Source organism: Sphingopyxis sp. H073 (genome assembly GCF_001468395.1).
Lineage (GTDB): Bacteria > Pseudomonadota > Alphaproteobacteria > Sphingomonadales > Sphingomonadaceae > Sphingopyxis.
Genome location: NZ_LNSG01000002.1, coordinates 525,622 through 551,640 on the forward strand (window position 1 = coordinate 525,622; position 26,019 = coordinate 551,640).

A 26,019-nucleotide genomic window follows, 5' to 3' on the forward strand; every position below is an offset into this window, starting at 1 on the left:
TCCCATTCGCCGTCAAAGCCGCCGCAGCCGCTGCGTCCCCGCAAACCACAGCGCGAGGACCAGCAGCAGCGGCGGCGCAAGGCCCCAGTGCGCGGGCCCCGCGAGCGGCGCGAGCAGGTCCGACGACGACAGCAGCCACAGCGCCGCGAGCAACGCGCCGATCGCCAGCGCCTCGAAACCGAAACTCTTCCAGAAGCGGCGCTCGGCGCGCGCCAGCGCCGCCTCGGCGTCGATCCGGTGCTCGACGCGGACCAGAAACGCGCGGTCGCCCGGCCGCTCGGGTGGTGCCAGCGCCGCGCCCAGCATCGCGTCGAAAGCCTCGTCGGGCTGCGTCATGATGCGCCTCCTTCGCCGATCATCTTCTGCGCCTTCGCGCGCCCGCGCAAGACCAGCGATTTGAGCGTACCGAGCGGCACCCCCATGATCTCGGCCGCCTCGCCGTGCGAGCAGCCATGGCCGAAGCACAGGGTGAGCGCGGCGCGTTCCTGCGGCGACAAGCCGGCGAGCAGGCGTTCGGCGTCGATCGCGGCGTCGCTTGCCGGCCGCGGATCGCTCGACGTCGGGACATCTTCGCCGGCCGCCAGCCCCTCGCGCCGCCGCGCCGTGCGGCGCTGGTCGAGGAAAAGCCGCCAGCCGATCCCCATGACCCACGCGCCATAGCTGCCCTGCCCCCGATAATCGCGCGCGCGGCTCCAGGCCCGCACCAACGCCTCCTGCGCCAGATCGTCGGCATCGCTCCCCGCGACGCGCGACAGGAAGCTCCGCAATCGCCCCTCGTGCCGCAGCACGAGGAGCTGGAATGCGGCGCGATCTCCCCCGGCAACGCGCTGGTTGAGCGCCCAATCGGCATCCGCGGCAACTTCACCGTCACGCAGCGCCGCGCTCCTCGGCGGCGGCCGCGCGCGCGAGGCGGCGGCGATAGAGCAGCGCGGCGCCGACGAAGGCGGGGAACAGCGCGGCGCCCGCCGACAGGCGGATCAGCTGCTCATGCCCCTGGATCAGCCCGAAGCCCGCCATCGCGAGCCCGATCGCCAGCAGCACCAGCCCGTTGCGGTCGTCGCCGGGCGCGTCGCCCGACTTGCCGAACCCGATGCCAAGCTGCTCGTAGGGCTTGTTGAGCTTGTCGATCATCGGCAGCGCCGCGTCGGACTTTGCCTCGAGCGCGCGGCGGATCGAACGGTGTAGCATCCACGCATGGAGCAGCCGCGCGAGCAGGAAGAAGCCGATCACGAACAGCGCGACCATCGTGATATTCTCGAGCAGGTTGAAGAAGCTGTCGCTTACCGCAACCAGCTCGGTGGTCGGCGGCGGCGGCGGCATGAACGAGGCGATGTCGCGCGGGTCGATATAGGCGGCGACGTCGGCGGCGCTGATCACCTCGCCCGGCGCGACCGGCACGGTAACGCTTGCGGCGGGCACCGGCGCGGCGGGAACCGCGGCGGCTGTGGCGGCGGCGGCGGCAAGCAAATAGCTCATTCTCTTTCTCCTTCACGCCCGGGGCGTGTGAAACCACAGGCGGCGGCTCCCGGCAAGGCGGGACGGCTGCGCCGGGGAACGCAAGCCGAGCCCGCGCGGAGCCGCCGCCAGGACCGGCATCGCGCCGATCATCGACTGGACGGCGTCGCGGCGCCAATCGGATGCAGGCCGGGCGATATTTTTTTGGGCCACGGCTATTCGGGCCCAATTTTGGTTGGGGGCAGGAGGTGATCGTTCCAGTACAAGCGTGCGCGCCGCCACCTGGTCTCGCCAATGTCGGAAATGGGGTGGATTCCAAATATTCGTCACCCCGGACTTGATCCGGGGTCCACGACTTCAACGCCGCGCTGGATCCCGGATCAAGTCCGGGATGACGAAGAGGGGACGTCTAAATTGGGGTGGTTTCCAGACCGTCCCCTATTTCCGTTCGTGTCGAGCGAAGTCGAGACACCCGGCAGCCTTGCGCCTAGCCGGGGGGCATCTCGACTTCGCTCGATGCGAACGGATTAGGTTGGCCGTCACGTGCACAACCGGTCGCTTCCTGTCATCCGATCCAGATCGGCGCCGAGGGGAGCCGATGCCCGAACCCCGTCGCGCCACCCCGCGATCGACATGACGTCCCCGACACGGCGTTTCGGCGCGATCCGCGTCTCAGCTCGAAAGCGCGGCCTCGCGGCCCGGCGCTTCGCCGGGCGGGTCGTTGAGGCAGCGCTGGATGACGACGCAGTCGCGCCCGCTGCGCTTGGCGTCGTACAGCGCTTCGTCGGCGAGCCGGTAGAGCTGCTGGAAATCGCTTGCGGGCCGCACTTCGGCGACGCCGACGCTCGCGGTCACACTCCCCTCGCCGATCACGACGCTATGGTCGCAGGCGGCGATGCCGCGCCGCACGCTTTCGGCAAAGCGCGCCAGCACCATCCCTTCCATGCCCACGGTCAGCAGGCCGAACTCCTCGCCGCCGAGGCGCGCGACCGAGCACATCGGCCCTTCCCAGCGTTCGATCCGGCGCGCGACCTCGCACAGCACGGCGTCCCCCGCGTCATGGCCATGGACGTCGTTGATCGATTTGAAACGGTCGATGTCGACAACCAGCAGCGCGGCGGCCAGATCATCGGCGTGCGCGCGGTCGAGCAGCGGGGTCACGCTCTCGACGAAGCCGCGGCGGTTGAGCAGCCCGGTCAGCGGATCGCGGCGCGCGAGCTGCTGCGCAAAGGCCTCCGCCGCGCGCGCGCGGTCGCGCTCGATCCGCAGCTGCGCGAGTCGCCGCGTCGCCGACGCCGACAGCCACAGCGCCTGCCAGGTCGCGGCGAGCAGGACCATGACCTTCGACCCGCCGCCCCACAGGCTGTCGTCGACATCGACGATATGGATAAAGGCAAGCACCGCCATCGGCAGGCACCAGGCGGCGAGGAAATCGCGCGCCTCGACCGACCCGCGCCGCCAGGCGATACCGAGGCAGGCGGCGACCGCGGCGAGATCGGCGAGGATGACCAACCCCAGCAGATCGCCCCACCACGCCAGATTTTCGCTGCGGATCAGCGCCAGCGGCACGCCGACGACGCCGACGAACCCGCCGAGCGCGAGCGCCGCCAGTCGCAGGCGCCGCGCCACGAGCCGCGCGTCGATGGCGAGCACGGCGCTGGCGGTGGCGATAGCGATCGCGAGGCAGGCGAGGAAGGTTCCGATCTTGGCCGACGCGGTGCCGGCGAGCCCCGGCAGCAGGCCGAGATGCGCCTGCGACCAGACCGCGCCCCACAGCAGCATCGTCGCCGACCAGCCGGCCTGCCACGCGAGATAGGAGCGGCGGACCGCGACCGCGAGCGACAGGCTGTAGATGCCGCTGACGAGCAGCAGGGTCAGCGCCGCGCCGATCGCGATCGCCATGCCGGTCGACTGGACGATCGCGTCCCCCTTCGGGATCAGGCGCGCGCGGAGCAGGTCCACGCTCGCCAGCCGGTCGAAGCGCATTGTCACCGCGGTCAGCGGTACCGTCCGCTCGGGCGCCTCGAACAATATCTGCCCGCCCGCGCGCCAGTGCGAGCCATAGTCCCCCTGACGCACCTGCTGCCAGCGGGTCTGCCCGTCGGCATAGGTGAAGGCGACCGCGAGCCGGTCGAAGCGCGACTGGTGGATCATCAAGGCGGCATCGCCGCGCCAGCGCTGCCCGCGCTCCGGCGCGGCGCGCAGCCAGAGGCTCGCCTTATGGTATCCGGCGGGCGAGCCGGCGCAGGAAAAGACCAGCGAGCGAAGACCGGCATCGGGCAGGGCGAGCGGGCTTTGCGCATGGCAAAGCGGGGCACCCACTTTGAGCGTTTCGGCGCGCGACGGCGCCGCCGACAGGGCGCAGACGAGCATCGCCAGCCCCGGCACAAGGCGGCCGCGCAGCATCGTCCACAGATTGCCCCCCGCAGTCATGTGCCTCCTATTGCATGAAAATCTTCGAAAATCTTTACCGGCGTCAGCCGCGCGGCCGCCCGACGCGCAGCCGGACCGCGATCCGGTCGCCGCGACCGATCGCTTCGGCGCGCTGCACCGCGACCTTGACCGGCACCAGATAGCCGCCGTCGCGCGGGAACAGCGAGGTGGTGAATTCGGTCGACCCGACCCGCGCGACCACCGGCACGACCCCCCAGCCATAGCTTTCGGTGAGCGCGGCATAGCGGATGTCGGCGACATGCGCGTCGGGCACGACCGCGAACAGATAAGGCGCGGGGCCGCGCCATTCGATCACCTCGGCCTCGAATGCGATATCCTCGTCCATGCCTCAGTTCCGCGGCGCCTGCCGCCGATAGCTCAGCGCTTCGGCGATGTGGATGCGGCCGATGGCGTCCGCCCCCGCCAGGTCGGCGATCGTCCGCGCCACGCGCAGGATGCGCGTATAGCCGCGCGCCGACAAGCGCATCGCTTCGGCGGCCTGCGCCAGCAACTGCCGGCCGGGCTCGTCGGGCGTCGCGACGGCTTCGAGCAGTTCGCCGTCGATCTCGGCATTGGTGCGCGCCTTGTGGTCGGCGTAGCGCGCGGTCTGGATATCGCGCGCCGCCGCGACGCGCGCGGCGACCTCGGCGCTGCCCTCGGCGGGCGGCGGCAGGACGAGGTCGGCGGCGCGCACCGCCTCGACCTCGACATGCAGGTCGATACGGTCGAGCAACGGCCCCGACAGCTTCGCCTGATAGTCGGCGGCGCAGCGCGGCGCGCGGCTGCACGCGAGCGCGGGGTCGCCGAGGTGGCCGCAGCGGCACGGGTTCATCGCCGCGACGAGCTGGACCCAATTTGCGACGCATGTAGAACAAAATCCGTTAACGGCTGTCCTGTAAGCGGAACCCAAGATGACCCAGAATGCAATCATATACGCTCGTTTTAGCACCGCAGAACAAAGCAAGGGCTATAGCCTAGAACGACAGAAAGCCACGGCAATTGAATTTGCTGCCAATCGTGATTGGTTGGTTGAAAAGACCATCACAGACGAAGGGCGAAGCGCATTCCACGGCGCAAATCGTTTGGAAGGGTCAGCCCTTCACGATTTTGAACTGGAGGCACGAAATGGCCTCCATCGTGGCAAAGTCCTAGTCGTTGAAAACATCGACCGTTTGAGCAGACAGGGAGCCAAGGCGGCTGCTCAGCTTATCTGGTCCCTCAACGAAGCTGGCGTTGACGTCGCCACCTATCACGATAGCCACATTTATCAGGCTGCTAACAACAGCGACATGATGGACTTGTTCAAAGTCATCATCCTTGCCCAGCAGGCGTATGATGAAAGCGACAAGAAGAGCAAGCGCACGAAGGCCAGTTGGGACGACCGCTTTAACGCAATCGAGAACGGCAACCAAAAGCCTGAAAAAGTCCCACATATGCCCAATTGGGTGAAGCGCGTTGATGGCGCTTATGTGCTAGATGAACACCGAACGAAGGTGCTCAACGAGATTTTCGACCTCTACATAAATGGCGTCGGCATCCATCGGATTGTCACCATTCTGAATGAGCGTGGAGAGCCAAGCTGGACCAGCATCTACCATAAGCGGAACGTCAATGGCTGGTTCTATAGCTATATCTATCGGCTGCTCACCAAGCGCACCGTGTTGGGCGAATATGTCACAAGCGATGGCCGCATACTGGCAACCGATTTTTACCCTCAGGCTGTCACCGCAGAGAAGTTCAATCTAGCCCAAGCTGCCTTAGGAATGAGAAAGGGCAACCAAAAGCGGACGGGCACCAATCGAAATCGGAACCTGCTTAGCCAACTCGTTGTTTGCTCAGAATGTGGCGGCGGCGCTCATTTCAACCACACAACCGATACCGTCCAAAAATACACCAAGGTCAGCGGCGAGGTGGTCAACTACCGCCGTAAGACATATCGAAAGATGCGCTGTGACCGCGCCCGCAGAAAGCATAACTGCGACAACCAGACGATCCTCAACTACGATGTGATCGAAAAGACCGTGCTGGACGAATTGCTCCCGCTTCTGGTGGACAAGCCGACGAACAACCGTGCTGCCAATGAACTCAGTGAAAAGATCGCTGAGCTGGCACGGCTCAAAGATGCCAATCAATCGCGCTTAGACAACCTCATTGATGCCGTGGCTGACGGCGGTTCAAAAGCACTCGTCCAGAGGATCGAGAAGCTAGAAGCAGATATGGAACGCCAAGCAGCCGAGATTGATGAATGGCAAAAGCAGCTTGCCATCGAACTCGCGCAGCCGTCGAACGATGACGACATTGCCCTAGTGGACAGCTTGCGTGACGAGCTTATCAGCGATGATGACGAGATTAGGACTTACACTCGCGGGCGGGTCAACATCGCATTGAGGCGGTTGCTCCATCGTATCGACATTTTGCCGAACGACACCTTTCGGATTTGGTCTAACGAAAATGCTTGGTGGCTGTTCGATGATGCAGGGACGCTGTTGGAAGGCGAACAGACCCTAGCGGCGCAATCTGCTCACCAGATATTTCCATTGGTCCTCTGAGCTAGGAAGCCAGTTGATCGTTGGCTCAGCGTCCGTAGGAACCAGCGTTGCCCGCTTTACGTGACATTGGGTGCAACGAAAGCGTCGTGCTGCCTGTCGCTTGTCCCTGTTCCATCGATGGCACATGGCTGCCATGACTTATCAGGATGCAAACTACGAAACGATATATACCGCCGCAGTATCGATCATGCGTATGGAGATGAAGGTATTTTGTTTAGCGGATTACGTCATCAACAATGCCGCATCTTCTGAATTTCGTCTTTGGTTTCAGAGTGAAGAGGATCTAGATTTTTCTCTAACGGGCCTCGAGGTTTTTTTGAATATCGTGATGAAGATATCGCCCACGTTCGGTGGCCATGAACAGCGAGAATCGATAATCAAGACCCTCAATGCCTACATGCTTGAAGATGGCTTTGGCTTCCAGTTTGAGGGCGGTCAGATCATCGAGATTGGTTCAACTTACGTCCACAAGGAAGTGGTCGTGCCAGTGCTCGGACTTCTATCTGACCCGCAATATGCGACGGTCAATCAAGAGTTCCGCAAGGCGCACACAGAGTTCCGCCAGGGCGACTATGAGGACTGCATTCACGATTGCTGCAATGCGTTTGAGAGCTTGATGAAGATCATCGCTGCCAAGCGTGGATGGACTGAGATAACCGAAAAATCGACGGTGAAGGACCTCGTCAAAGCGATCTTCGACCATCAGTTTATCCCTGCCTACATGAGCACAGAATTCACAGGCCTACGGACGATCCTAGAAGGCGGTGTCAACGTGGTCCGCAACAAGGCAGGTGGCCACGGACAAGGAGCAACACCGCGCACGATCGACAAGCAGGTGGCAGAGTTCCAGCTTAACCAAACCGCTGCGGCATTGAAGCTGCTGGCTGAATACGACACATAATCGCGAAGCCACAGAAAAGCCCGCCCAATGACATGCTGAGCGGGCCTTCTCGCGTCTACCGTGTGGGGAACGCAGCCACGACCTGATTGGTCCCGTTCATCAACAATCCGCACTGAATGTCAGCAACGAGAACCGTAGCATTGACCGTCACGTCTGTGGGGTTGCTGATCGTCGTATCGCCATAGGGATAAGTCGCGCGAACCACGTAAGGTAGTTTGGGAACGGCGACGATTGCGATCTTCGCTTGCGGCTTAAACGCCTGCGCTTCCGCTACGCTCATTGGCACCCGTCCAACGACAGCATCCTTGTCTGAGATAAACAGGTTGTCGTTGTAGCGAGCTGGTTCGCCTTCAAAGATGGCCTTTTCCGTGCGCGTTATCTTCGTCACCGTGGTTTTGGCGCCAAAGCCGTTCTGAGCAGAGTATGTGCCCGTTTCGACCTCGCTGCTCGATATTGTGACGTCCAGATTGCCCATCGTGCTGGCCTTGGGCGACGTTACCTTGGCGTAGTAGAAGGTGTCCCATGCACTGAAATTGGTGTTGTCAAAGAGATAGGACTTCACCTCAAATGCGCCCGCGTCGGCATTGTAGGCCAGGTATTGAGCACCTTCGATCTTCTTGGAGATTATGAGGGGGCCAGAACCGCCAGATGAAGCAAGGCGCGCCTGATAAGCATCGCTGGTTTCGAACTCGCCCTTGGGCGCCACAGGCTTGATGCTCCCAACGGCTTGATCGAATGTCAGGGGCGCGACCGTTGTTCCTACATAGGACGCGCACGTCGATTGAGCTTGAGCAGCGGCTGGCGCAGCAACGAGCAGCACGCCAAGAAAGGTATTTTTCATTCCATCCCCCATATTTTGGAACAGGCCAGCAATGCGCTTCATCCCTTAGAACTTACGGGCTGGGAAGCCGGTGAATGGCGCAGGGACGCAAGTGCCCGACCTCATGCTCGTGAATGAACCGATCTTGATCGTTGAGAGATAAGCACCGCTTTCCCTGTTGACCTTCACGAAAGAGGCCAGCGTCTCCGAATTATTGAGATATTTGAAGACCAATTCCGTGTCCGTAACGGCTTCGAGCTGCGACGTGCTTTCACACTTATCCATGCAATAGCGACGGCCATCCAGATCAATTCGATACACCATGGTAAAGTCGTCAGACGTGGTTTTGGCGCTTGGCCCTGTGCCAACCACGGTCAATCCGGTGCCAGAGCATATCAGATTGAACGCCGCGGCCGCCGCCATCAAAGCTGTAGCAGTCATTGCGAACCCCCTTTGAGATGCCAGCCACTATCCGTTCAGGCTTAATTTCGCCCTAACGCTAGGCCTGTGCTTCCCCGCCCTTCTTGCCAAGGTAGCTGACGAGCATTTCCACATTGGTCATCTGGGCTTCTAAGCGTCCAACCCTGTCATCCATCTTCTCAAACAGGTCATCGAAGCGGCCTGATGGTTGGCCTGAGATAGCAATCGCTGGCGCTGACGCACATCGAGCAGGAGATGACGCGCTCATGCTTACTGAGGCTGTCGTGATGGCTGATTGGTATGATGCCTTTGCCTGTTGGGAAGACGCCATAGCAGCCTTCGTTGGCTTATCCTTGAACCATTGCCCTATGTCAGCATCCAGCTCAAAAGTCTGATGGATGAAGTTAGGCGTGTCGATCACGTCGGACCCAATCTCAACGACCTTTGCCGTATCGGTTGGATAGAAAGCGAACGTGCCTGCTTGGCATCCGCCTATCAGATTGTAGCACCCTATGATCGTTGAAAGGACCGACGCAAGGCGCGTGTATTGCCCAGCAGCAGCGGGGACAGACAACGGGAAGATGACGGCAAAGCCGTTCACTGTGTCGATGACAAAGCACTTAGAGCCTAGCTGATTTAGGACCGCGCTAACCGCTGCTCTCTCGCCTTCTTTGTATTCTAGCGCAACGGCAGATGCCTCAACGAAATTGCTCATATGATGCGAGCCATTCCAACTGGACATATTCCAAAGACGCGGTTCGCCCACTCTATTGGCCTGTGCCTTGATGAATTTACGGAATGATATAGCGGGATAGGTAGGATCGATTGCTTCGACCTTTTGAGCTTTGTGATTGCCACCTAAACGGTGGAATAGGGAAATATATATCGACATAATCATGTGACCTCAATTAAAATAAACAAGTGTGGTCTCCGCCACATCTATATTTATAAAAATCGGTCATTCTGGCGCATTTATGCCGCCAACTGCTAAATACAAATGCGAGCAATGCTCGCTTTCCTCCTTGCAGAGGTCTTTTTACAACTAGCCCGTCAGAATCTCGGTTTTGGCGGGCTTTTCAGTGAATTCGAGCGATTTGGGCGATGTCAGGCAACCAAGGCCCATGTGCTATAGCTGACCGTGAAAATCGCTGTTTTCATGCCCTTCAAACCCGCAGAAAAGGGTGCGTTTTTCATACCCAAAACCATGAAATCGCCAGAATCGAGCTTTTTTCCGGGCTATCTGACCCCGTAAAACTCATCTCGTTGATAGCTACATTCACGGATGATCCTGAAACGAGCATCCTCATCAAGCTCAGGGAATGACGCGCCATAGCCGTATCGTTTCTCAGTCTCGTCTCTCCAGCATTGAACACGGTCGAACTTCGGACGCTCAGCATATGGAGTGATATGGACGGGCGGTGCAGGCGGAAGAATGCCAACGTATCTGAGACTGCCTATCACCAGACCAGCCACCATAAGCAGCAAACCCGGTGTCGCGATGATAATGGACACCCGTTCGCCACCTGTCCGCTTAGCCCACCATTCCTTCATTCAAGCCCCCTTTGAATTCAACGCCGTATATACGCTCTCACGATGGCACCCAAGCTGATTGACGATTGCGCGCACTGAACGGCAACAAACCCATCTGAGCACATGCGCCAAATTGGCCGTTTTTGGCCGCGCGCCTTCGCGGGCCAGGAAAAATCGCTTTTCGCGACATTTTTTTGCATAATTACTAAATACAAATGAAGCAAAAAACGATGTTTTCCGCCGCTGTATCGTGCCCAAAGCATCAACATAAAAGAGCGATCACGTCGTTTTTTGCTTTCCGCTTTTTGGGCAGCGGTGATGATGCAGACGAGATTTCAAAAAATCTCCTTCTTCACAAAAAATCCAAAAATGACATTGCTGCTTTTACAAAGCCCAAGCTCGAATTCAGGACGAGATGGTTGAGCGCGCAGCACGCGAACAAGAAGACAGAGTTATGCTGGCGACAGCATAGATGGCACTTGTATAAAAATGCACTCTCTTAGGCGACGATAAGCACTGAAACGGCAGTTTGGTAGGTGAAATAACGTGGCTAGGACTGGACGTAGGCAACGCGCTGACAAGCACGACCTACAGTGCTGTGACGGCTGATTTGGTGGTCGTCATTGCATACCGCCGCATTACAGATGAACTGACAGCAAACAAGACAGGGCGACCCCTTGGCTGCGAAAGCAGCGTCAGACCAAGTATGTTGAAAGCGATGGACTCAAGCGCATAACGCGATCCTCACAAACATAATCATCCCCCTTCCGTTTCACGAAAAAGGCCAGCCATCAAAGCTGTTTCTATTTGTGGGGCGGAGGGGGGATAAAAATGTATCTGCTCCATGCCTAAGCGCATGGATCAAAGAATCCAAAAAAATCATCATTCATATCATCGAAATTAATCAAAAGATAAAGCCAAACAAATCACATCGAGCATTGGTAAACGGAAACGAGCGTAAGCGAGTTGGAGTGCGAGCAATGCGATGATGTTGGATTGCTAAGCGATAGCGAAGGCAAGCCATTGTAAGGCCAAACAAGGCCATCGAAAATCATATCCCGATAAATATCAAGAGCGATCATCTAGGAGAAACGCAACGAGTGATATTCCAAGTCCATCCATCAAAAAAATGGCGCTTCTATTCCACTGACATATTCCGTCCGCATGAAGCGATAGGTGTTATATCTGGCGCAAAAAAGGATATGGCAACATCAGGAAATAGATTGCTCGATCACCTGATATTGGAAGGACGCATAGCCTTGATATAATTGATGAGCCGAATTGGCCCATCAATGAAAATAGTTTTTGCTCTTTGGTATATGCTCATCACATCGGTATTTATCCGAAGTGTGTTGATCCTTAGGCTTCTGGTTCAGGGCTTATCGGCTCGATTGGTTCTTCCGTAAGCTCATTGTGCCGTGCGATGATGCGTGGAAAATCGCCGCCTATAACGATGCTAAGCCTATCCAAGCACTGGCGAGTATTGAAGTCTTGTGAAGCCAAGACAGCTTCCCTGATTGCTTCCATAACAAGCTCATAATCCAAAGTCTCAATCAAGCTGCTCAATGCGGCTGCTTCTGTTTGTTCTGTCATTCTTTGTCGCCCTCTCAATGTGGTTTGTTCTGTATTTATAAATACCGAAGAACACCCACGTTCATGTCGGAAAATCAGACATGATCGCGTAATTATACGTCTGGTTTAGATCGTTTTGTGTCCCTCCAGAGTGTAATGTGAACAGTGTTCACATACTTAGGAGAGACAGGAAATGATGAAGGAATTGATGATTGGCGTTGCATCGCTAGTGAGCTTGATGGGTGTTACGGCCGAAGCCCGCACAACCGTAAAGCTAGGCAATTCGATTGTAGAGATTGCCAATAGCGCAACCGCTTTGGAAAGTGGCGATTTGGCGTTGATGGAGCAGCACCGTAAGGCACTTGAACCTATCCATCGCGTAGCAGCGTTGCCTATCGAGACCGTGGCTTCGTTGCCTGATGCGCGTGACGTTGGTTACGGCGATTGCAAAACCCTTGCAAAGACCTTCCGCACCATGATGGCCAACGAAGGCTTCGTTCCAGATTCGATGTTGATCGCGCTTGTGACCACAGAAAAGGGCGATCCTCACGCTGTTCTGGTTATCCGTGCTATTAAGAACGAAAAGGTGGTCAGTTATGTGTATGACATTCGCGTTTTGAGGATCGAAACGCTGGATGAATCCTTGCGTCGTGGTTACAAATATGAAGCTATTGAAGCATATCCTGAGGGACAGTTTTTGGGCTGGAATGGCAAGGAATATCTCTAATAGCCTGTCACGTCGCACATCATAACGCCTGAGCCAGCTTGTCTGGTTTCCCCTCCTGCGAAGAACTCAATCGCTTCACGTCTGAATGCTACGTTGCCGTTTGACCATGCGGCTGTTGCCCGCATAGAGAAGCGTGGATTGATGAGACCGTCATAATGATCGTAGATTGTTTGCGCTGTCCCAAAAGCGAAGAAGGCATAATCGCGTCCAGTTGGTAGGGTGACGTTCACGAGTCCAGCCGTTCCGCCGGGGACAACTCCTCCAAGGCTAGGCAACACATATTTCGAGCATTTGAGGATTTTTGGCTGCTTCGTCGTGAAGTTGACCTTGCCTGTTGCTGGATTGACTATTTCCATACCAAAGCCGCTAGTTGAAGGAGTCAAGGCTGTGTAGCTGCGGAAGACCCACCAATCGACAAAGCCGCCTGTTCCTTGGATTTGAAGGGTTGTTGTGGTGTTCGCCGCTACCGTCGATGGGGCCACATCCGTAATGCGAGGCCGCGCGCCTCCACGCCCTCGAACAGCCATTATGTCATATGCCACTGTGGGAGTGATTTCGACGGCACCTGAACTGAAATAGAAATTGGTGGCATTGCCGCTTCCATCGACCGCGCAAGCTGGGGCGGTCACTGTCCCTTTTTGGATGCAATAGTAATTTGCTGCCGAAGCGCCGATTTGGAGTTTTCCGTAGGCGTTGTAGAGTTCCATCCCCCAAGCCATCGCGATTAAACTTCCAATACCCTTGCGGCCATACGGAACGCGCCGCCTCCACCTCCGCTAACGACAAGACGCTGATTTGCTACGTCTGGGATAATCTGAGGCGGTATTCCTGATCCAGAAACCTGATTCACCACGACAACGCTATTGCTCGTCAAAGGAACGCTGTTGATGTTTCCTGTTGATGTGATGTTGTCGTTGAAATATGCGCTCATATCTTTGAGCGTATCGTCGGTTATATCCAACGTGATGTTGCCCGTTGCAGGGTCGTATAATCTCAATCCAAATGCCATACTGTATTTAGTAATCAGAGGGACAAGTTGCCCATTTTCATAACGAGGTTTCCGCTGTCATCGTAGATTTTTATCACGTTCTTGAAGATATTGACGCGGCCACCTGATGTTCCACCGACATTTAACTCCCCTTTGAAGGTGGCAACTCCGCTGTTGATGGTTAGACCGCCTCCTGTCGTGCCGAGTTTAATTTCATCGGCTGTTAGGCTGATTTGTGATGCTGCTGATCCACCTGAATCTAAGGCAGTCAGCTTCAATTCGGCTGTGCCTGCGCCCGCGCTTACTCGCGTTAGGTAGGAGGCCAGTTTCGTGTCGTGTGTCGCGAGGACGCTTGAATGAGTGGCAACCGTTGCTTCCATAGGAGCGAGAACGGTTTTGTCCCGCACCTCTGTCTGGTCAGCGTTTCGGAAAACAGCTTTGAAGACGTTGAACCACTTATATGGGTTCGTAGCGGTGCTATATCCAAAGACACCATATTGGTATGCGCCACAGATGCCCATATCGGCGAACTCGGCACCCGCTGGGGCTTGGACCAGCTTGGACCACACTTTCTTGCCGTAGCCTGATCCTGCTGACCCTGCTGTGGTTCCGTCCGTTGTAATGTCAGTGTTGAAGTCCAGCTTTGAAACTGAGATTTCCCCGTTGCTGCCATTCTTCCATGAAACGAGAACACCAGAGCCAGCCCATGAGCCTGAGCCCATTTCAGCTTCGACATAGACGACATACCATGAGCCTTGCTGGACGCGCATTTGTGGCGCCCAGATCGAGTTGAACGCGGTTCCATTTCCTTGCTGTAGCTGCGCTGAATATGGGCTGTTCGTGTTCTTGTTGTTGCCAGCTACCCGCTCAAGGGCCGTCCCCGCGCTGTTGGTCCCTGCCTTATACCAAGTCGCGTGATTATACTGGTCCGTCCAGTTGACGAACGCAGGGTCTTTGTTGAGGCTGCTCTGCCCAATGCTGGCAGCTAGAACGGCGCTGGTTTGAGCAGCACCGGCTTGGGCGGTGGCAATCGCAGCTTGTGTGGTGGATATGCTGGCCGACGTTGCGGCACTTTCGCTTTCGGTCACGTCCTCTAACCAGAGGCTATCCAACCCCCAAACCTGTGACGCTGCGCCATTGTAATTCAGGAAAGCAAGGATGCGACATTGCTTCGTGCCGCCGCGCCACCAGTTGGATGTGTCTGCGTTGATTCCTTCGCCAGTTAGGACTTGGCTTTCTATGTCATACCAGCCAGCCGCCTTGGTGGCTGGAGCCCAGCCGACAATGTAATTATGCCCTGTATTCGCTCCGATCGCCGCACCCGCTCCATCATGTGATGTTGCCCCGATGTAGATATTTCCTGAATGCCCGCTGGAATATACCCGCCCTCTGATCTTGTATTTTCTGCTAGTGTCGATTGGTATTAGGGCTGAGTATAGATAGCTGCCGGGATTGGTGCCTGTGTTGCTAACCCAGACGCCAGACGCACCTTGAAAGCTCGCATTCCACGAACCACGTAGCGGAGGGCCAGACGCTGGATCAGTGTGGACAGCAAACCAGCTATCCATCCCCGAATTAAATCGAGCATTTGGTGTCAGCCCCAATGTCTGAGCATTCGACTGCGCTGTTGTGGCATATGCGGCAGACAGGTTGGCTTGGGTGGTTGCGACTGCCGCCTTATCGTTTGCTAGAGTGGCCTGTGTGGTGGCAATTCCTGCCTGTGTTGTGGCAATTTCTGCTGCGTCAACGTCGATCAATTCTAGGGCATAGACACGCTGAGCAGCGGTATATGGCGCGGGATAATTCATCACCACGCAGGGGGTGATGAATGCTCCAGCATTGGTTGATGTTAGGACAGCTTCAATCCAAACGGGGGTTGAAGATGATAAAACTGGATCGCCATAAACCGTTGCGGTGACGTAGCTGCCACTGTTGACCGATGGAAAGTATTGTATGCGAAGCTGAATGCGCCCTGCTGTCCCGCTGACGTGCTGGACGAGCGCGCGCACTTTCCACTTTTTCCCGTTGGTAGTCGGGACGCGAGTTTTCCACGCGACGGCACCATAACCGGCCGTATTGCTAACTTGATAATATGGGCCGTAAGTTGGGTCTGTCCCTAGAACAGCGTTGGAAGGATTAACCTCGTCACCGATGCCAACATGGTAAAGCAGACCATTTTCAAATGTGGTTGGCTTTGATGCTAGAGCGGCCTTCTGGGCAGCGGTGGAGTAGGTAGCGGATAAGCTGGCATTAGTGGCAGCAGATGACGCAGAATCTGACGCATCGACCGCAGCACCACTGGCAACACTGGCTGATACTTCTGCCTGATATTCCTCAGTGACGTCCCTTATCGTCAATGAAGAGACTTGAATGAGGCTGTTGCCGTTTGTCCCGCCATTACCCCAATTGAAATACACCCTTGGACGAATCCAAGCGTTCGGAATTGAGTTAGGAGCAAAGTCCTGATTGAGCGTTATCCAACCATCCGAAACCGTTATGTTGTCGCTGGCAACGCCGTGCAAAACGCCGTGGCTTCCCAGTGTTGTCTCGACGTTGAATGATGCATTTAACCCAGTAAAATCGACGGCAGCAAAAACGCCTCCACCGTTTGATGCATCAACGGTGCAACGAAGCCGAGCAGATACCCTGTATCGACGGCCAGTTATGGGCTTGATAAGTCCTTTTGTGCAAACCTGCCCAAAGCTGTTATATGTGAAAACTCGACCAATACCGCTGACGGTTACGAATGTGTCTGGCCCGCCTAGATCGGCAGGAAATTCACCGTTGAGGTCACCTGAGAAGTATTTTCCATCGTCTCTAAAATCATTCGGGAACAATGCGGCTGCTGCCCTGATCGCAACAAGAGCATTTGCGCTTGATGAAGAAGCAGATGCACTAGCTGCGGTTGCAGCATCAATTGCATCATTTTTGGCGTCAAGAGCGGCGGCAGCAGAAGCAGACGCAGAAGCTGTGTCACCATATGTCTCGATAAGGTCGGCAAGCTGCTCCTGAGCCGCCTCCAATTCCTCATTCAATTCCGAAAATATGTCCTGAGCAGGGTCAGTCGGTGTTGTTATCTCGACTTCGTTCTCAATCGCACCATCATCACCAAACGCATCGTATCCGCTATATCGGACATAATAGGTGGTGGCTGGCTCAGCCTTGAAACTGACGATTGGATTAGGACCAAATGCCTTTTCGTTTTCGGAGGTTTTAGCAACAGGTGAGGTTTCGCTTGCCCAAACATGATACCCCACAAAGTCCGAGTCAGTCCCCGGATAGAAGTTCATTATGATGAGATTATGGGACACCTCTGATTGGAATGAAGGTGCAGAAGGTGCCGGATTTGACGCTTCCACAGTGAACGCACCAGAGCGTTTATCGTTGGCATCAACGGTATATAATCTGATCGTTGGCGTTCTGGTTAAACCGGCTGTGACGTGTTCCTCATAGAGCAGCGTGTCGGTATAAATCCGCATTCCATTTTCGGGATTAATGCCAGTGTTCGCATTCTGGTCGATGGCATGAGGAACGACCTTGTTGGCGCATTGATACTCGATTTCGTATCGCAACTCCGCCTTGTTTTCTGGGTTTTCCTCGAATGTGACTACTAACGAATTTCCTGTGAATGTGGCTGATACCATTACCTTAGTTTAATCCTATGAATATGGGCGGCTGCACATCTCCTGTTGATCCAAATTCAAGGTCATAAACGATGGACGCGACTTCGCTGCTTTTGTTATATGTATTTATAGCTTTGACGGAGAACACATAGCGTCCGGGCTTAGCGTTATGCAGTTGGCATTGCGTCGAACCGCCCTCATAAAGCTCAACCCATTGCCCCAATGGCGTATAGACTTCAGCGTAAAATCGGCTGAGCATGAGGGTTGGATTGGTGCTGTCTTTTTTCCAGCTAAATGTCAGATTATGGATTGGTCCAAGCACGTCATCTGTCTCGAATTGATGGGAGACATTTAGATTGGTTGGAGCAGGCAAAAAGCCGGTGGTATTGTAATCTGTGAACGGAACAGATGGGACAGGCACGTTGCCTTCGACCCATTCATGCTTGCCCTGAGCATATCGACGAGCGTTCACCTGATAGGTGCCGCTCCCTGCGTCAATGATTTCCATGATGCGGAACCAGACAGGCTGAGTGCCATCGTGCCTGACGACGCCGAACGGCAAATATGGGACCATATCGGTGGTGCTGACCGTCACCACGTCTGTTTCTGTATCTTCTGACACGGTGGCGATCGGACGGATGACAAGCTGGTTGCCCACGACGCACCAAAGGTCATAAGCCTCATAGGCTTCCTGCAGGAACGAATGGTCTAGGGTGACGGTGGTGCTGCCAACAGCCTTCAAGCGTCCAGCGGATATCCAAGACTCATCGCCCTTTGGCGGTGGCGCATAGATGATGCGTTCTAGGACGATTGGGTCAGAGGTTTTTCCTGTGAAGTTGAAATTAGTGACTGCTGGCGTCCAGCTTGCGTCAGTCTCGCGCTTAACGTCCAATCCGACCGATATGTTGGTGCTGGATTGGTTGCCCTTTTTGCTTGTCTGGACGAGGCCATTGACTGCTAGTTTGATTAGCGCACGGTTGACCGATGCGTCTGTGACAGGAATCTCAATCGCGTTCCCAAGACCCGCCTTGAGTTCTATGGTGGCATCGAAATTGTTTGCAACGAATGGAGTGATTAGAATTGGGGATTGGCCCTCTTCCCCTATGCGTTCTTCCCACTTGACCCCTTGGAATTGAATTTGGCCTGTGCCGTGGTCCCTCAACGGCAATTCGTTGATGTAGATATTCTTCTCTTTGTCATCATCTGTGGCCCCAACAATGCCACCAATTGGGCCATCACCTAGCGCAACCAATGCGCTCAAAGTGGCATCGGTGAATATGGTGTTTTTGATTGTCTTGCCGCCGCCTTTTGCACCGCTTACGCGGTCATTTAGTAGGTTATATCCGTCAGAGTTTTCACCGAACCCATAGAGGCGACTTTGCTCCAATTTGTTGTTTATCCATTCTTCCGACAGCACTGTCGTTGAACTGCCACCACCTGAGTTTGTGTGTGTCACCATTCCTTCGATTAAGTTGGACCCGCAAAGCACGTCCAAGCCAGCGATATAGTTTAGAGGTATGCCCTCCTTTTGTGTGACCAATCCACCTTGGTAGAGCTTGGATTTTCTATCATCCTGCGTTGTGACTGTTGGCGGGAAAAGGAGGCTCATAATCAAGCTGACGGCAATGCCAACAGCGGCGGAAATTAGAGCAGTCACAAGCATTGCGCCTGTGATGAAGTCACCGCCTGATACGACAGGGACAAAATGGACGTTGCTGCCTTCTGGCAACTCCAATTTGACCAATTCGTCAGCGGTTAGGAAACGGCTCTTTTTGAGCGTTTTGCCAACACGGATTTGGAATTTGTTGAAGCGGATATAATCGTTTAGAACGTCATATTGCTTTAGGTAGGAGAGGATTTCTCCTGTGGTGCGAGCATAGATTGTATGCGGACGCTTTTTGCCCTTGGGCAGTAAATCCTTAAATATCCCATAGAAATGGAGTTTGATGAACATCTGTGAGCCTCATATTTGTGCGCTCACGTATTTATTTTGATGTTCGTTTTCGCTCGGGTAGTCGATAGAACTCGAAACTCCATTGCTCGATCAACGACTGCTCGTTTTTAACCTGCCATTCCTCAGAATATCTGTCGGTGAATTGCGTAAGGTATCGGCTCTCACCTAGATAGACAGCGCAATGGTTTGGTCGTGATGACCTCAGATTCATAACGACGAAATCACCTACCTTGCGCTCATGTGGCCTGACTGGCTTGAAGCCGACTTTAGGTGGCCAGTAGGTGAAAGGATCGCTCTGAGGATGACCCTGAGGATATTTGGCTGGATCGGCAGCGCGTGGCACGTTTTGAAGCTGGAACCCCTCTAGCCGGTAATAATCGCGGGCAAGGGTCCAACAGTCCCGTATGCCCCATTTGAAGGAGCGCCCGACGAGCGGGAGAATGTCTAGGCCATCACCCCAGCACTCAGGATAGGCTACGCTGTAAACGTCCCCTATGGCATTGCCCACGACAGCCACGATGCCCCAATTGATGCCTGTAGCTATCTGCTGGGCGCTATCCTCGTCAGACGCATCTGATTTGCCGTGTGGATGGGAATGGAGCAGCAAGTCGGGCTTGTCTGTCAGTATGCGGGCCTCATCCTCAGGGCGAAGCTGGAAATAGAACATCGGCTTTGGGGATATGTTCTCCAACTGGACGAAGGTGTCACCATAGACAGCGACAACAGCCTCGTTGGGATATGCCTTGTGGAAGATCGGCCTAATCTGTTCCCATAATGCCTTGGGCAATTGCCTGATATAATCGACCATAGGTTAGCCTCTAAGGATGGCGCTACCTAAGCCGGGATAATCCTCGCGCGTCATTATGAAGCCGGGGAATTTGCGTGTCGCGAAGTCCAAGTGGGTTGCTAGTTCTAGGTCGAGAGTTGCGCCTGTCTTAGATGGCTTCACCAACACATAACGCTCTGGCATAAATGGGCCGTTGACCCCTGCAATCACGTCCTCTGCGAATGCGCGGAATAAGGTGATAGGAGCGCCAGCACCAAAGCGGGCAGTCCGCAATGTGGCGTATAGCTCGCCCGTATAATCGAAAAGCTGGATTGATGGGCGCACTAGGTTTTCGCCGCCTCGTTGGAAGCCGCCAACTTGGAAGGGGTAGCATGTCCAGCTAAACCCTTGGTGGGTTATCGTTGATGTTTCTGGCAATGAGCCTGAGAAATTCGTAGTATCAACGAAGCGATAAACTGGCAGGGAAAACGCGGTCAAATCGACTTGGAGAAACTGGATATATCTTTCATAGGTAAGCGTATTCAATTCTGTCATTAAATTCGTTTCACTCCTGCTGTCACCGTTGCCTTCTGTGTCCCTCTAACCTCGTTGTATGAGTATTCGCCCGTCAGCCTGATCTTGATCGCGCCACGGAACAGACAGGTATAATCATAAACCCCGTTGAAATTGGTTGCCTGAAATGTCTCAATCAAAGCCAATGCGTCGGCCTTTGGGAGCGTCCATCGCAGGGTTGCGGTTTCAGAATATGGACGCCAGCCTATGGTGACTGAAAGGTCATATCCAGCCGCAGACATATTCGATTTTTGCGTGGTGCCTTGCCAGTCGATCGGCACCGACATTTTGCTCTGTTGTGGTAATGCTGTCATCCGCGCCACCCCCTCTGATTTGCTTGTGATCTAATTTGGGCATTTTGCTGCGCTTGGCTCATTTTAATCTGCGCCAATGTCTGAGCATTGACGGCTGCATCGCCAGATAATTGTATGTGGTAAACTGGCGCTAAGGTCACGCCACCACCGCCACCCATAAGCCTTGATGTTTTGCGGTTTGTAAGCACTTGCCCCGCACGGCCTGGCACCATCAATTCTGGTCCACGTTCACCAACGATATATGGCTTGTTTGCGCTGACGCTTCCGCCATTTGCCCTAAAGCCAATTGCGCTTGTGATGGCAGTTTTTAGGAGGCCACCTATACCACCACCACCGCCGAGTTTTTCCCCTAGCAATGCTGCTCGTAGGATTGCTTCAAGGAGTTTCTTCATCAAATCGGCAAAAAATCTCTTCATTGTGGCCATTGGATCGTCCCACAAATCAGAGAGGAATCCAGCCATCGTATCGACCGCATCATTCTGCTGTTGTTGGAGAGCAATTTGCTCCTCTAAATTCGCCTTGCGCTGCTCGTCAGATACGAGGATTGCCTTCTGGCCCTCGTCCAGTTTCTCATCGGCATTTATTTCAGCTATCTTGAGCGCCAGACGTTCTTGCTGGACCTGTTTGCGTAGCTGCTCAGCCAACGTAGCATTGCCGCGCAACTCGGCTAATTTGGCTTCCTGCTCAAGCTCGCCTAACTCGTTGTTGGCATGTTCTGTGGCGACTTGCTTCTTGGTCTGCTCAGCCTGTTCAACAGCCTTCTTGGCAGCAATCAGACGGTAATATGCCAATGCGGCAGCATCGACGGCTTTGGTCTGCTCATTCTGAACATCGAGGTTGGTATCAAGGCCAGCCTTGCGACGGCCCTCCACCATAGCAAGCTGTGTCTCGCTGTATGAAGCCTCGCGTGTCTTGGTGGCATAGTCATCGAGGGCATCATTGTATTTCTTCTGCGCTGCCTCAGCTTCACGAGCTGCCTTCTCAGCATCTTTGTCGGCTTGGCTTTTCTCCTTGCCCTTACCAGCGCCGCCCTTCTTGCCACCACCGCCCTTGGCACCACGGCCAGATGGTGCTTGTGAACCGGGATCGGCGCCATCGCGATCACCGCCAAAGACATTGCTGCCAATGCCCATAACGCGGTCGTAGCCCTCTTTGTATGCTAACGCCCCTTCTGCACCCGCATCGCGGTATGCCATCTTATTCACGCCTAGAACGCTGCCTAAGAAGGAATCAGCTACATAGTTGTTCATCGCCGCAACGGCGTTGTGGACATAGGCTGACAGTCGCTTGAACACGCTCATCACCGTGCCGACCATTGCGGCGGCGGCGCGCTGCATTCCGCTCATCACGCTGCCAAAGGTGCTGCCTGTGCTGCTCGCCTGACGAGCTACCCATTGGATAATCTGACCTAGAGGGGTGAAATTGGCTATTACGTCATAGACGATTTCGATGATGGTTCCGAAAATGTCCCAGAGCGTTCTAAACACCACGACGATAACGTCTATGGCTACACCTAGAGCGTCGAATGCGGCTGCTAGATATGGGATTGCTGCATTGGCCATATCTGACAGCAATTCAGCTACAGGGGCGAATGCGTCGATGATGCCAGCTTGCGCGACGTTGCCGATCATTTCCATTGATGAGGTCAAGCCCGCGGCTGACTGGATAGATTCGTCTGAGGCAGTTGCGTAGTCACGTATAGCCTGTCTGCTGGCTTCATATTCGGCGGTCGACATTTTCAACAATCCGGCGAGTTCTTTTGACCCCTTACCGAATATGTCTTGTGCCAATGCGGCGCGCTCTGTGTCAGAGGCAACGCCAGCTAATGCAGTCCGTGTTTCTTCAAATATCTGTTGGCCTGATTTGACCGAGCCATCGGCATTTTTGACGCTGACACCTAGGGCAGCGAATGACGCATTTGCCTTCTCATTTCCTAGGACTGCATCACCGACAGTCTGGTTCATTTTGGCAAATGAGTTCTGGAACGCCTGAGCAGAACCACCGGCAGCTAATGCCGTGCCATTCATCTGTTGGAGGAAGCCGGTTGTGACGCCTAGATTGTTAGCTGTATCTGATAGCTCGTCTGCCATCTGAGTAGCGGCCATTGCGCCACCGATTAGGGCTGTCCCAATAGCAGTGACGCCAATGGCAACTGGATTGAGCATTGGTGTGAGCGTTGACAGGATATTGCCGAACCCGCCTATAGATGGAGCCATGCTGGCAAACGCACCTTGAAGGTCAGCCGCACCACCTTTGGCCAACAGTCCCATTTCTGAGAATTGGCTTTTGAAACCCGACATGAAATCGGCTTTGAATTTGTGGGCATCGACCTTATCGAACGCATCGACGATCTTCTTCGCCTCTTGCTGCGCGTTCGTTGCTGTGTCGTCTAATTTGCTATCAAATCTGGTTAGATCGCGGAGAGCATCTTGGACGTCTGATAATACCTTATATTCTAATACTTCTTGTGCCAAACAGGGCGTCCTCCAGCGGTGTTTTTTGTATTTATTTTATCTGCTGGAAGGCCGCTTAGGTGCTATGGGTTTGTCACTCAGGAAGGCTGTTGCCTCGTTGAGTGATTCAATCACTGGTTCGTCATCCTCGCTTTCAATTTCCTGTTGTCCGATGACGATTAAAAGCCATTCAGACCATGACACAGAACCTGCTTGTTCAGGTGTATAATGGAAGCGGTGTATCAGCGAGATTATCGCCGCCTCATGCTCCTTTAGACTTGAGGTTCCGGCTTTTTTTTAGTGTTGCCCTTCACGTCCTTAATGCGCTTTTGATAATCAACGCCCATCAATATAGCCCCGACCTTTGCGAGCTTTTCGGTAGTTTGGCTGTCTTGCCATACCTCTATGTCTGAGAAGAATGCAGCGTATATCTCATTTTCGCTATAATCTGATCCTGACTGGAAATAGTAGAATATCTTTGCCATAGATTGCGGGTCGGTAATGTGGTTGGTCATATATTCGTAGAACGGTATGCCTGTGTTTTCGACCAATGCGTTGATAGCGTCTAGCTCTGCCCTAAGGGTGATAACGTCGCCATCATATTCATAGACGGCTGTTCCGATTCTGTTTTTTAATGCCATTTGAATTCTTCCTTTTGTAAATGCGATATGTCGGTGAGTGGGCCACCTCCCTGAACCCACTCATCCGGTTTTATGTGTGCTTATGCACCGCCACCTGTGACCAATGCTCGTGGTGGATTTGACATGGTGACTGCGCCAGCTTTGACCAATGTGCCTGAGCCAGAAATGGTGTTCTTTGACTCTGCGTTATATTCGAGTTCGCTGAGGATGAAGTCACCTTCAAGCCATACTTCGCCAAGGTATCTGATTTGATATGCCCAAGGTGTGTTGAACGCATCGTCGAAGATGGCCATGCCTGTGTCCTCGAAGTTCTGATTGAAATCGAAAGTGATTTCGTATGTTTCATCCCCGGGATTATTTTGGACACCAATCTCCTTGGTGCTGTCCTCTTGAACGTCGGCTGATTTTTTGATTGATAGGTTGTTTTCGTTGACTACTTTAAGGAAGCTGGTGTCATTCGCAGGTGCCGCAGTAGCACCGATATATAATCTGAAATCCTTTCCTAATTCGCGCTTTGATACGGCCATGTTTATATTTCCTCTTATTATTATTGGTGGCCTTCCAGCGACCACATCGGCTATCTGTGATTATTTATCCTTTCGACCCTACCTGTTGGCATCTCTGAGCTTCTGACGCATACGAGCAGACAGCTTTGGGCGGGTGCGCTCAAAGGCTCTTTGTAGGAATGGATTTGCTTCTATTTTTGCGGTGCCATCGTGGACATACGAGGCATAAGGAGCAGACGCATAAACGCGGATTTGATTCTGGTTTACCGCGCCGTCGATGCTCTCTTGTAGATCGCCTGTTTCACCGACAGGACATTCAGCTTTGGCTACGGGTTTGAAATCCTGCTCAACCCATTCGCTGCCCGCATCCTCGAATAGATCATTTTCTATTGCGCGCTTTACGCTGCCGATTCTGCGTTTAAGTCCGTTGATGCCTTTCAGTGCCACTTGCCATCAAACCTCCATCAAACGGAAAGACATGATGATACGGCCTAGGCCAGTTTCTAGGTCGGTTCTAACGTCGCGACCTTGGCCCTCAATTCTAATGCCTTCTGGTGTAATTTGTTCGTGCAGAAACTGCATCATATTGGCTGATATGGCCTTGGCCTCATCAAGCTCATCTTTGCTGTTGGCTGGCTTCTCAAACCACAAGGACACCTTGACGAATGTGTTTTCCACATACTCGCCTTTTATGTCCTCAACTGTGGTGAACTCGCCGCCATCTATGGTGAGTTGTGGGCCTGATTGATCTAGGTCAGGAAGGCCGCTTCTGATCCAATTGTTTGCAGCAAAGTAGCTGTCCCAAGCGGGAATGTCGTGTCGGCTGTCAGCGATAAAGTATGCTAATGATTCTGTCGGTTCCACGCGATAAACGTCCCCTTATTATGATATTTCCAATTCGTAATATAAGGGCTGGCCAACGCCTCCCTCTATGATGCTTTTGACGGTCCATTTATTCCCGTTGGCTGTGACGGTATCGCCTAGCTTTGGAACAAAGCCGTCTGGCAGCGGGATTGTCACCGTGCTGACCTTGATCCAGTAGCCATCGCGCAAGACGCTCTTTTGCCAGTTGAACACGCCCATGCCTGTCCAGCTTGCTGGCGCGGCTGGATTGCGGTCATACCCACTGACGACGCGGCTGATTGTGACCTCTGTGTCACCTAGGCCGTTAATGAGGCTACTAGCTAAGCCTGCAAAGCTACTCCAATCTGCCATATCAGCGCGATCCGCCCGCTCTGACGATGCTGGAGCCTTTGAAGCTGCCTAGCTTAGCTAGGGCTTGAAACACTATGTCTGCTTCTGCGACGGCGTTCTTGGGGTTGGATAACTCCATGCTGCCTAGCTTGACCCGCTCAGCGTTGTATTTGGTATCGTCCCATAGGTTGATGCCCTTGACGAGGAAGGCCGCTAGGTAAGCCTGTGCGCGCCTAACGTCCTGTGGTGTCCCGTCTGGCAGATACTCCATGCCAGCCAAGTCAGGGTTGAGCAGATATAGCTCATAGGCGACGCGCTGTTGCGCCTCGTCCAGATAGCCAAACATCGCAGCTATGCTGGCAGCGGTAACGACCTTACGAGCAGCAGGGACGTTCTTGCGAGGCCAAGCCAATATCTGGTCTTCGTCCGCAAGCTCGCCTTTGAACCACCAATTGTCTGAAATCATCCGTGCGGCGGTAATGAGATGGGGTATATGCCCTGTGACGTGACCCCCTGATTTTCCTCCACGAGCGATTAGAGTCTGGCCTGAAGGAAGGACAGACGATGAAGCGCAAGAGGTTTACCGAGGAACAGATCATT

Annotated in this window: 26 protein-coding genes and 1 pseudogene; 3 read left to right on the forward strand and 24 right to left on the reverse strand. The window is 54.6% G+C overall.

The window, feature by feature from the left end; genetic code table 11:
* Window positions 1–12 precede the first annotated feature (12 nt).
* The 6 genes and pseudogenes from ATE64_RS05490 to ATE64_RS05515 all read right to left on the reverse strand — a co-directional run.
* Window positions 13–336, reverse strand: a complete 324-nt coding sequence (locus ATE64_RS05490; protein WP_058457415.1) for a hypothetical protein — start codon at window positions 334–336, stop codon at window positions 13–15.
* Complete coding sequence (locus tag ATE64_RS05495) at window positions 333–920, reverse strand: RNA polymerase sigma factor (RefSeq protein WP_082657587.1); 588 nt, start codon at window positions 918–920, stop codon at window positions 333–335. The genes ATE64_RS05490 and ATE64_RS05495 overlap by 4 nt, the downstream gene beginning before the upstream one ends.
* Window positions 868–1,476, reverse strand: a complete 609-nt coding sequence (locus ATE64_RS05500; protein WP_058457413.1) for a hypothetical protein — start codon at window positions 1,474–1,476, stop codon at window positions 868–870. The genes ATE64_RS05495 and ATE64_RS05500 overlap by 53 nt, the downstream gene beginning before the upstream one ends.
* Before the next feature lie 651 nt (window positions 1,477–2,127).
* Window positions 2,128–3,888 carry a GGDEF domain-containing protein gene (locus ATE64_RS05505; RefSeq protein ID WP_058457412.1) on the reverse strand — a complete coding sequence of 587 codons (1,761 nt, stop codon included), beginning with the start codon at window positions 3,886–3,888 and terminating at the stop codon, window positions 2,128–2,130.
* A 43-nt stretch (window positions 3,889–3,931) separates the two neighbouring features.
* Entirely contained in the window at window positions 3,932–4,234 is a 303-nt protein-coding gene (locus ATE64_RS05510) for a DUF1905 domain-containing protein (protein WP_058457411.1), read from the reverse strand.
* A 3-nt stretch (window positions 4,235–4,237) separates the two neighbouring features.
* Window positions 4,238–4,738: pseudogene (locus tag ATE64_RS05515) on the reverse strand (ATP-binding protein); the annotation flags it as partial.
* Between the two features lie 61 nt (window positions 4,739–4,799).
* Here ATE64_RS05515 and ATE64_RS05520 point away from each other — a divergent pair.
* Window positions 4,800–6,437, forward strand: a complete 1,638-nt coding sequence (locus ATE64_RS05520; RefSeq protein ID WP_082657588.1) for a recombinase family protein — start codon at window positions 4,800–4,802, stop codon at window positions 6,435–6,437.
* A 124-nt stretch (window positions 6,438–6,561) separates the two neighbouring features.
* Window positions 6,562–7,338, forward strand: a complete 777-nt coding sequence (locus tag ATE64_RS05525) for a hypothetical protein (protein WP_058457409.1) — start codon at window positions 6,562–6,564, stop codon at window positions 7,336–7,338.
* A gap of 55 nt (window positions 7,339–7,393) precedes the next feature.
* Here ATE64_RS05525 and ATE64_RS05530 read toward each other — a convergent pair whose 3' ends face one another.
* From ATE64_RS05530 to ATE64_RS21495, 5 genes are all read right to left on the reverse strand, one after another.
* Window positions 7,394–8,221 (reverse strand): hypothetical protein, encoded by an 828-nt coding sequence (locus tag ATE64_RS05530; protein ID WP_231729042.1) that lies wholly within the window; start codon window positions 8,219–8,221, stop codon window positions 7,394–7,396.
* Window positions 8,222–8,224: 3 nt separating this feature from the next.
* A complete protein-coding gene (locus tag ATE64_RS05535) occupies window positions 8,225–8,599 on the reverse strand; it encodes a hypothetical protein (RefSeq protein WP_058457407.1) in 375 nt (124 codons plus the stop codon).
* A gap of 58 nt (window positions 8,600–8,657) precedes the next feature.
* Complete coding sequence (locus ATE64_RS05540; RefSeq protein WP_156418175.1) at window positions 8,658–9,476, reverse strand: hypothetical protein; 819 nt, start codon at window positions 9,474–9,476, stop codon at window positions 8,658–8,660.
* A 338-nt stretch (window positions 9,477–9,814) separates the two neighbouring features.
* Window positions 9,815–10,129: a hypothetical protein gene (locus ATE64_RS21490; protein WP_156416475.1), complete on the reverse strand. Its 315-nt coding sequence runs from the start codon at window positions 10,127–10,129 to the stop codon at window positions 9,815–9,817.
* A 1,338-nt stretch (window positions 10,130–11,467) separates the two neighbouring features.
* A complete protein-coding gene (locus ATE64_RS21495) occupies window positions 11,468–11,701 on the reverse strand; it encodes a hypothetical protein (RefSeq protein WP_156416476.1) in 234 nt (77 codons plus the stop codon).
* Between the two features lie 172 nt (window positions 11,702–11,873).
* On the opposite strand from ATE64_RS21495, the gene ATE64_RS05545 reads away from it, so the two are divergent.
* Window positions 11,874–12,407, forward strand: coding sequence for a transglutaminase-like cysteine peptidase (locus tag ATE64_RS05545; RefSeq protein WP_058457405.1), 534 nt, complete (start codon window positions 11,874–11,876; stop codon window positions 12,405–12,407).
* Here ATE64_RS05545 and ATE64_RS21500 read toward each other — a convergent pair.
* The 13 genes from ATE64_RS21500 to ATE64_RS05590 all read right to left on the reverse strand — a co-directional run bounded on the left by ATE64_RS21500 (window position 12,404) and on the right by ATE64_RS05590 (window position 25,885).
* Window positions 12,404–13,114, reverse strand: a complete 711-nt coding sequence (locus ATE64_RS21500) for a hypothetical protein (protein ID WP_156416477.1) — start codon at window positions 13,112–13,114, stop codon at window positions 12,404–12,406. The two genes, ATE64_RS05545 and ATE64_RS21500, sit on opposite strands and share 4 nt — an antisense overlap.
* 316 nt (window positions 13,115–13,430) lie before the next feature.
* Complete coding sequence (locus ATE64_RS21510) at window positions 13,431–17,039, reverse strand: hypothetical protein (RefSeq protein ID WP_156416479.1); 3,609 nt, start codon at window positions 17,037–17,039, stop codon at window positions 13,431–13,433.
* Between the two features lie 4 nt (window positions 17,040–17,043).
* Window positions 17,044–18,972, reverse strand: coding sequence for a hypothetical protein (locus ATE64_RS05555; protein WP_058457403.1), 1,929 nt, complete (start codon window positions 18,970–18,972; stop codon window positions 17,044–17,046).
* 31 nt (window positions 18,973–19,003) lie between these two features.
* Window positions 19,004–19,780: an NlpC/P60 family protein gene (locus ATE64_RS05560; RefSeq protein ID WP_058457402.1), complete on the reverse strand. Its 777-nt coding sequence runs from the start codon at window positions 19,778–19,780 to the stop codon at window positions 19,004–19,006.
* A 3-nt stretch (window positions 19,781–19,783) separates the two neighbouring features.
* Complete coding sequence (locus tag ATE64_RS21515; protein WP_058800153.1) at window positions 19,784–20,293, reverse strand: hypothetical protein; 510 nt, start codon at window positions 20,291–20,293, stop codon at window positions 19,784–19,786.
* Window positions 20,293–20,625: a hypothetical protein gene (locus ATE64_RS21520; RefSeq protein ID WP_156416480.1), complete on the reverse strand. Its 333-nt coding sequence runs from the start codon at window positions 20,623–20,625 to the stop codon at window positions 20,293–20,295. The genes ATE64_RS21515 and ATE64_RS21520 overlap by 1 nt, the downstream gene beginning before the upstream one ends.
* Window positions 20,622–23,099 carry a hypothetical protein gene (locus tag ATE64_RS05565; protein ID WP_058457401.1) on the reverse strand — a complete coding sequence of 826 codons (2,478 nt, stop codon included), beginning with the start codon at window positions 23,097–23,099 and terminating at the stop codon, window positions 20,622–20,624. The genes ATE64_RS21520 and ATE64_RS05565 overlap by 4 nt, the downstream gene beginning before the upstream one ends.
* 251 nt (window positions 23,100–23,350) lie before the next feature.
* The gene (locus ATE64_RS05570) at window positions 23,351–23,719 is read right to left on the reverse strand and encodes a hypothetical protein (protein WP_058457400.1); all 369 of its coding nucleotides are present in this window, start codon (window positions 23,717–23,719) and stop codon (window positions 23,351–23,353) included.
* 80 nt (window positions 23,720–23,799) lie between these two features.
* On the reverse strand, window positions 23,800–24,246 hold the full coding sequence (locus tag ATE64_RS05575) for a phage tail tube protein (RefSeq protein WP_058457399.1): 447 nt from the start codon (window positions 24,244–24,246) through the stop codon (window positions 23,800–23,802).
* A 78-nt stretch (window positions 24,247–24,324) separates the two neighbouring features.
* Window positions 24,325–24,672 carry an HK97-gp10 family putative phage morphogenesis protein gene (locus tag ATE64_RS21525; RefSeq protein ID WP_156416481.1) on the reverse strand — a complete coding sequence of 116 codons (348 nt, stop codon included), beginning with the start codon at window positions 24,670–24,672 and terminating at the stop codon, window positions 24,325–24,327.
* Window positions 24,673–24,678: 6 nt separating this feature from the next.
* Window positions 24,679–25,089 carry a hypothetical protein gene (locus ATE64_RS05580; RefSeq protein ID WP_058457398.1) on the reverse strand — a complete coding sequence of 137 codons (411 nt, stop codon included), beginning with the start codon at window positions 25,087–25,089 and terminating at the stop codon, window positions 24,679–24,681.
* An 18-nt stretch (window positions 25,090–25,107) separates the two neighbouring features.
* Window positions 25,108–25,440, reverse strand: a complete 333-nt coding sequence (locus ATE64_RS05585) for a hypothetical protein (RefSeq protein ID WP_058800154.1) — start codon at window positions 25,438–25,440, stop codon at window positions 25,108–25,110.
* Between the two features lies 1 nt (window position 25,441).
* On the reverse strand, window positions 25,442–25,885 hold the full coding sequence (locus ATE64_RS05590) for a hypothetical protein (protein WP_058457396.1): 444 nt from the start codon (window positions 25,883–25,885) through the stop codon (window positions 25,442–25,444).
* Window positions 25,886–26,019: the final 134 nt, after the last annotated feature.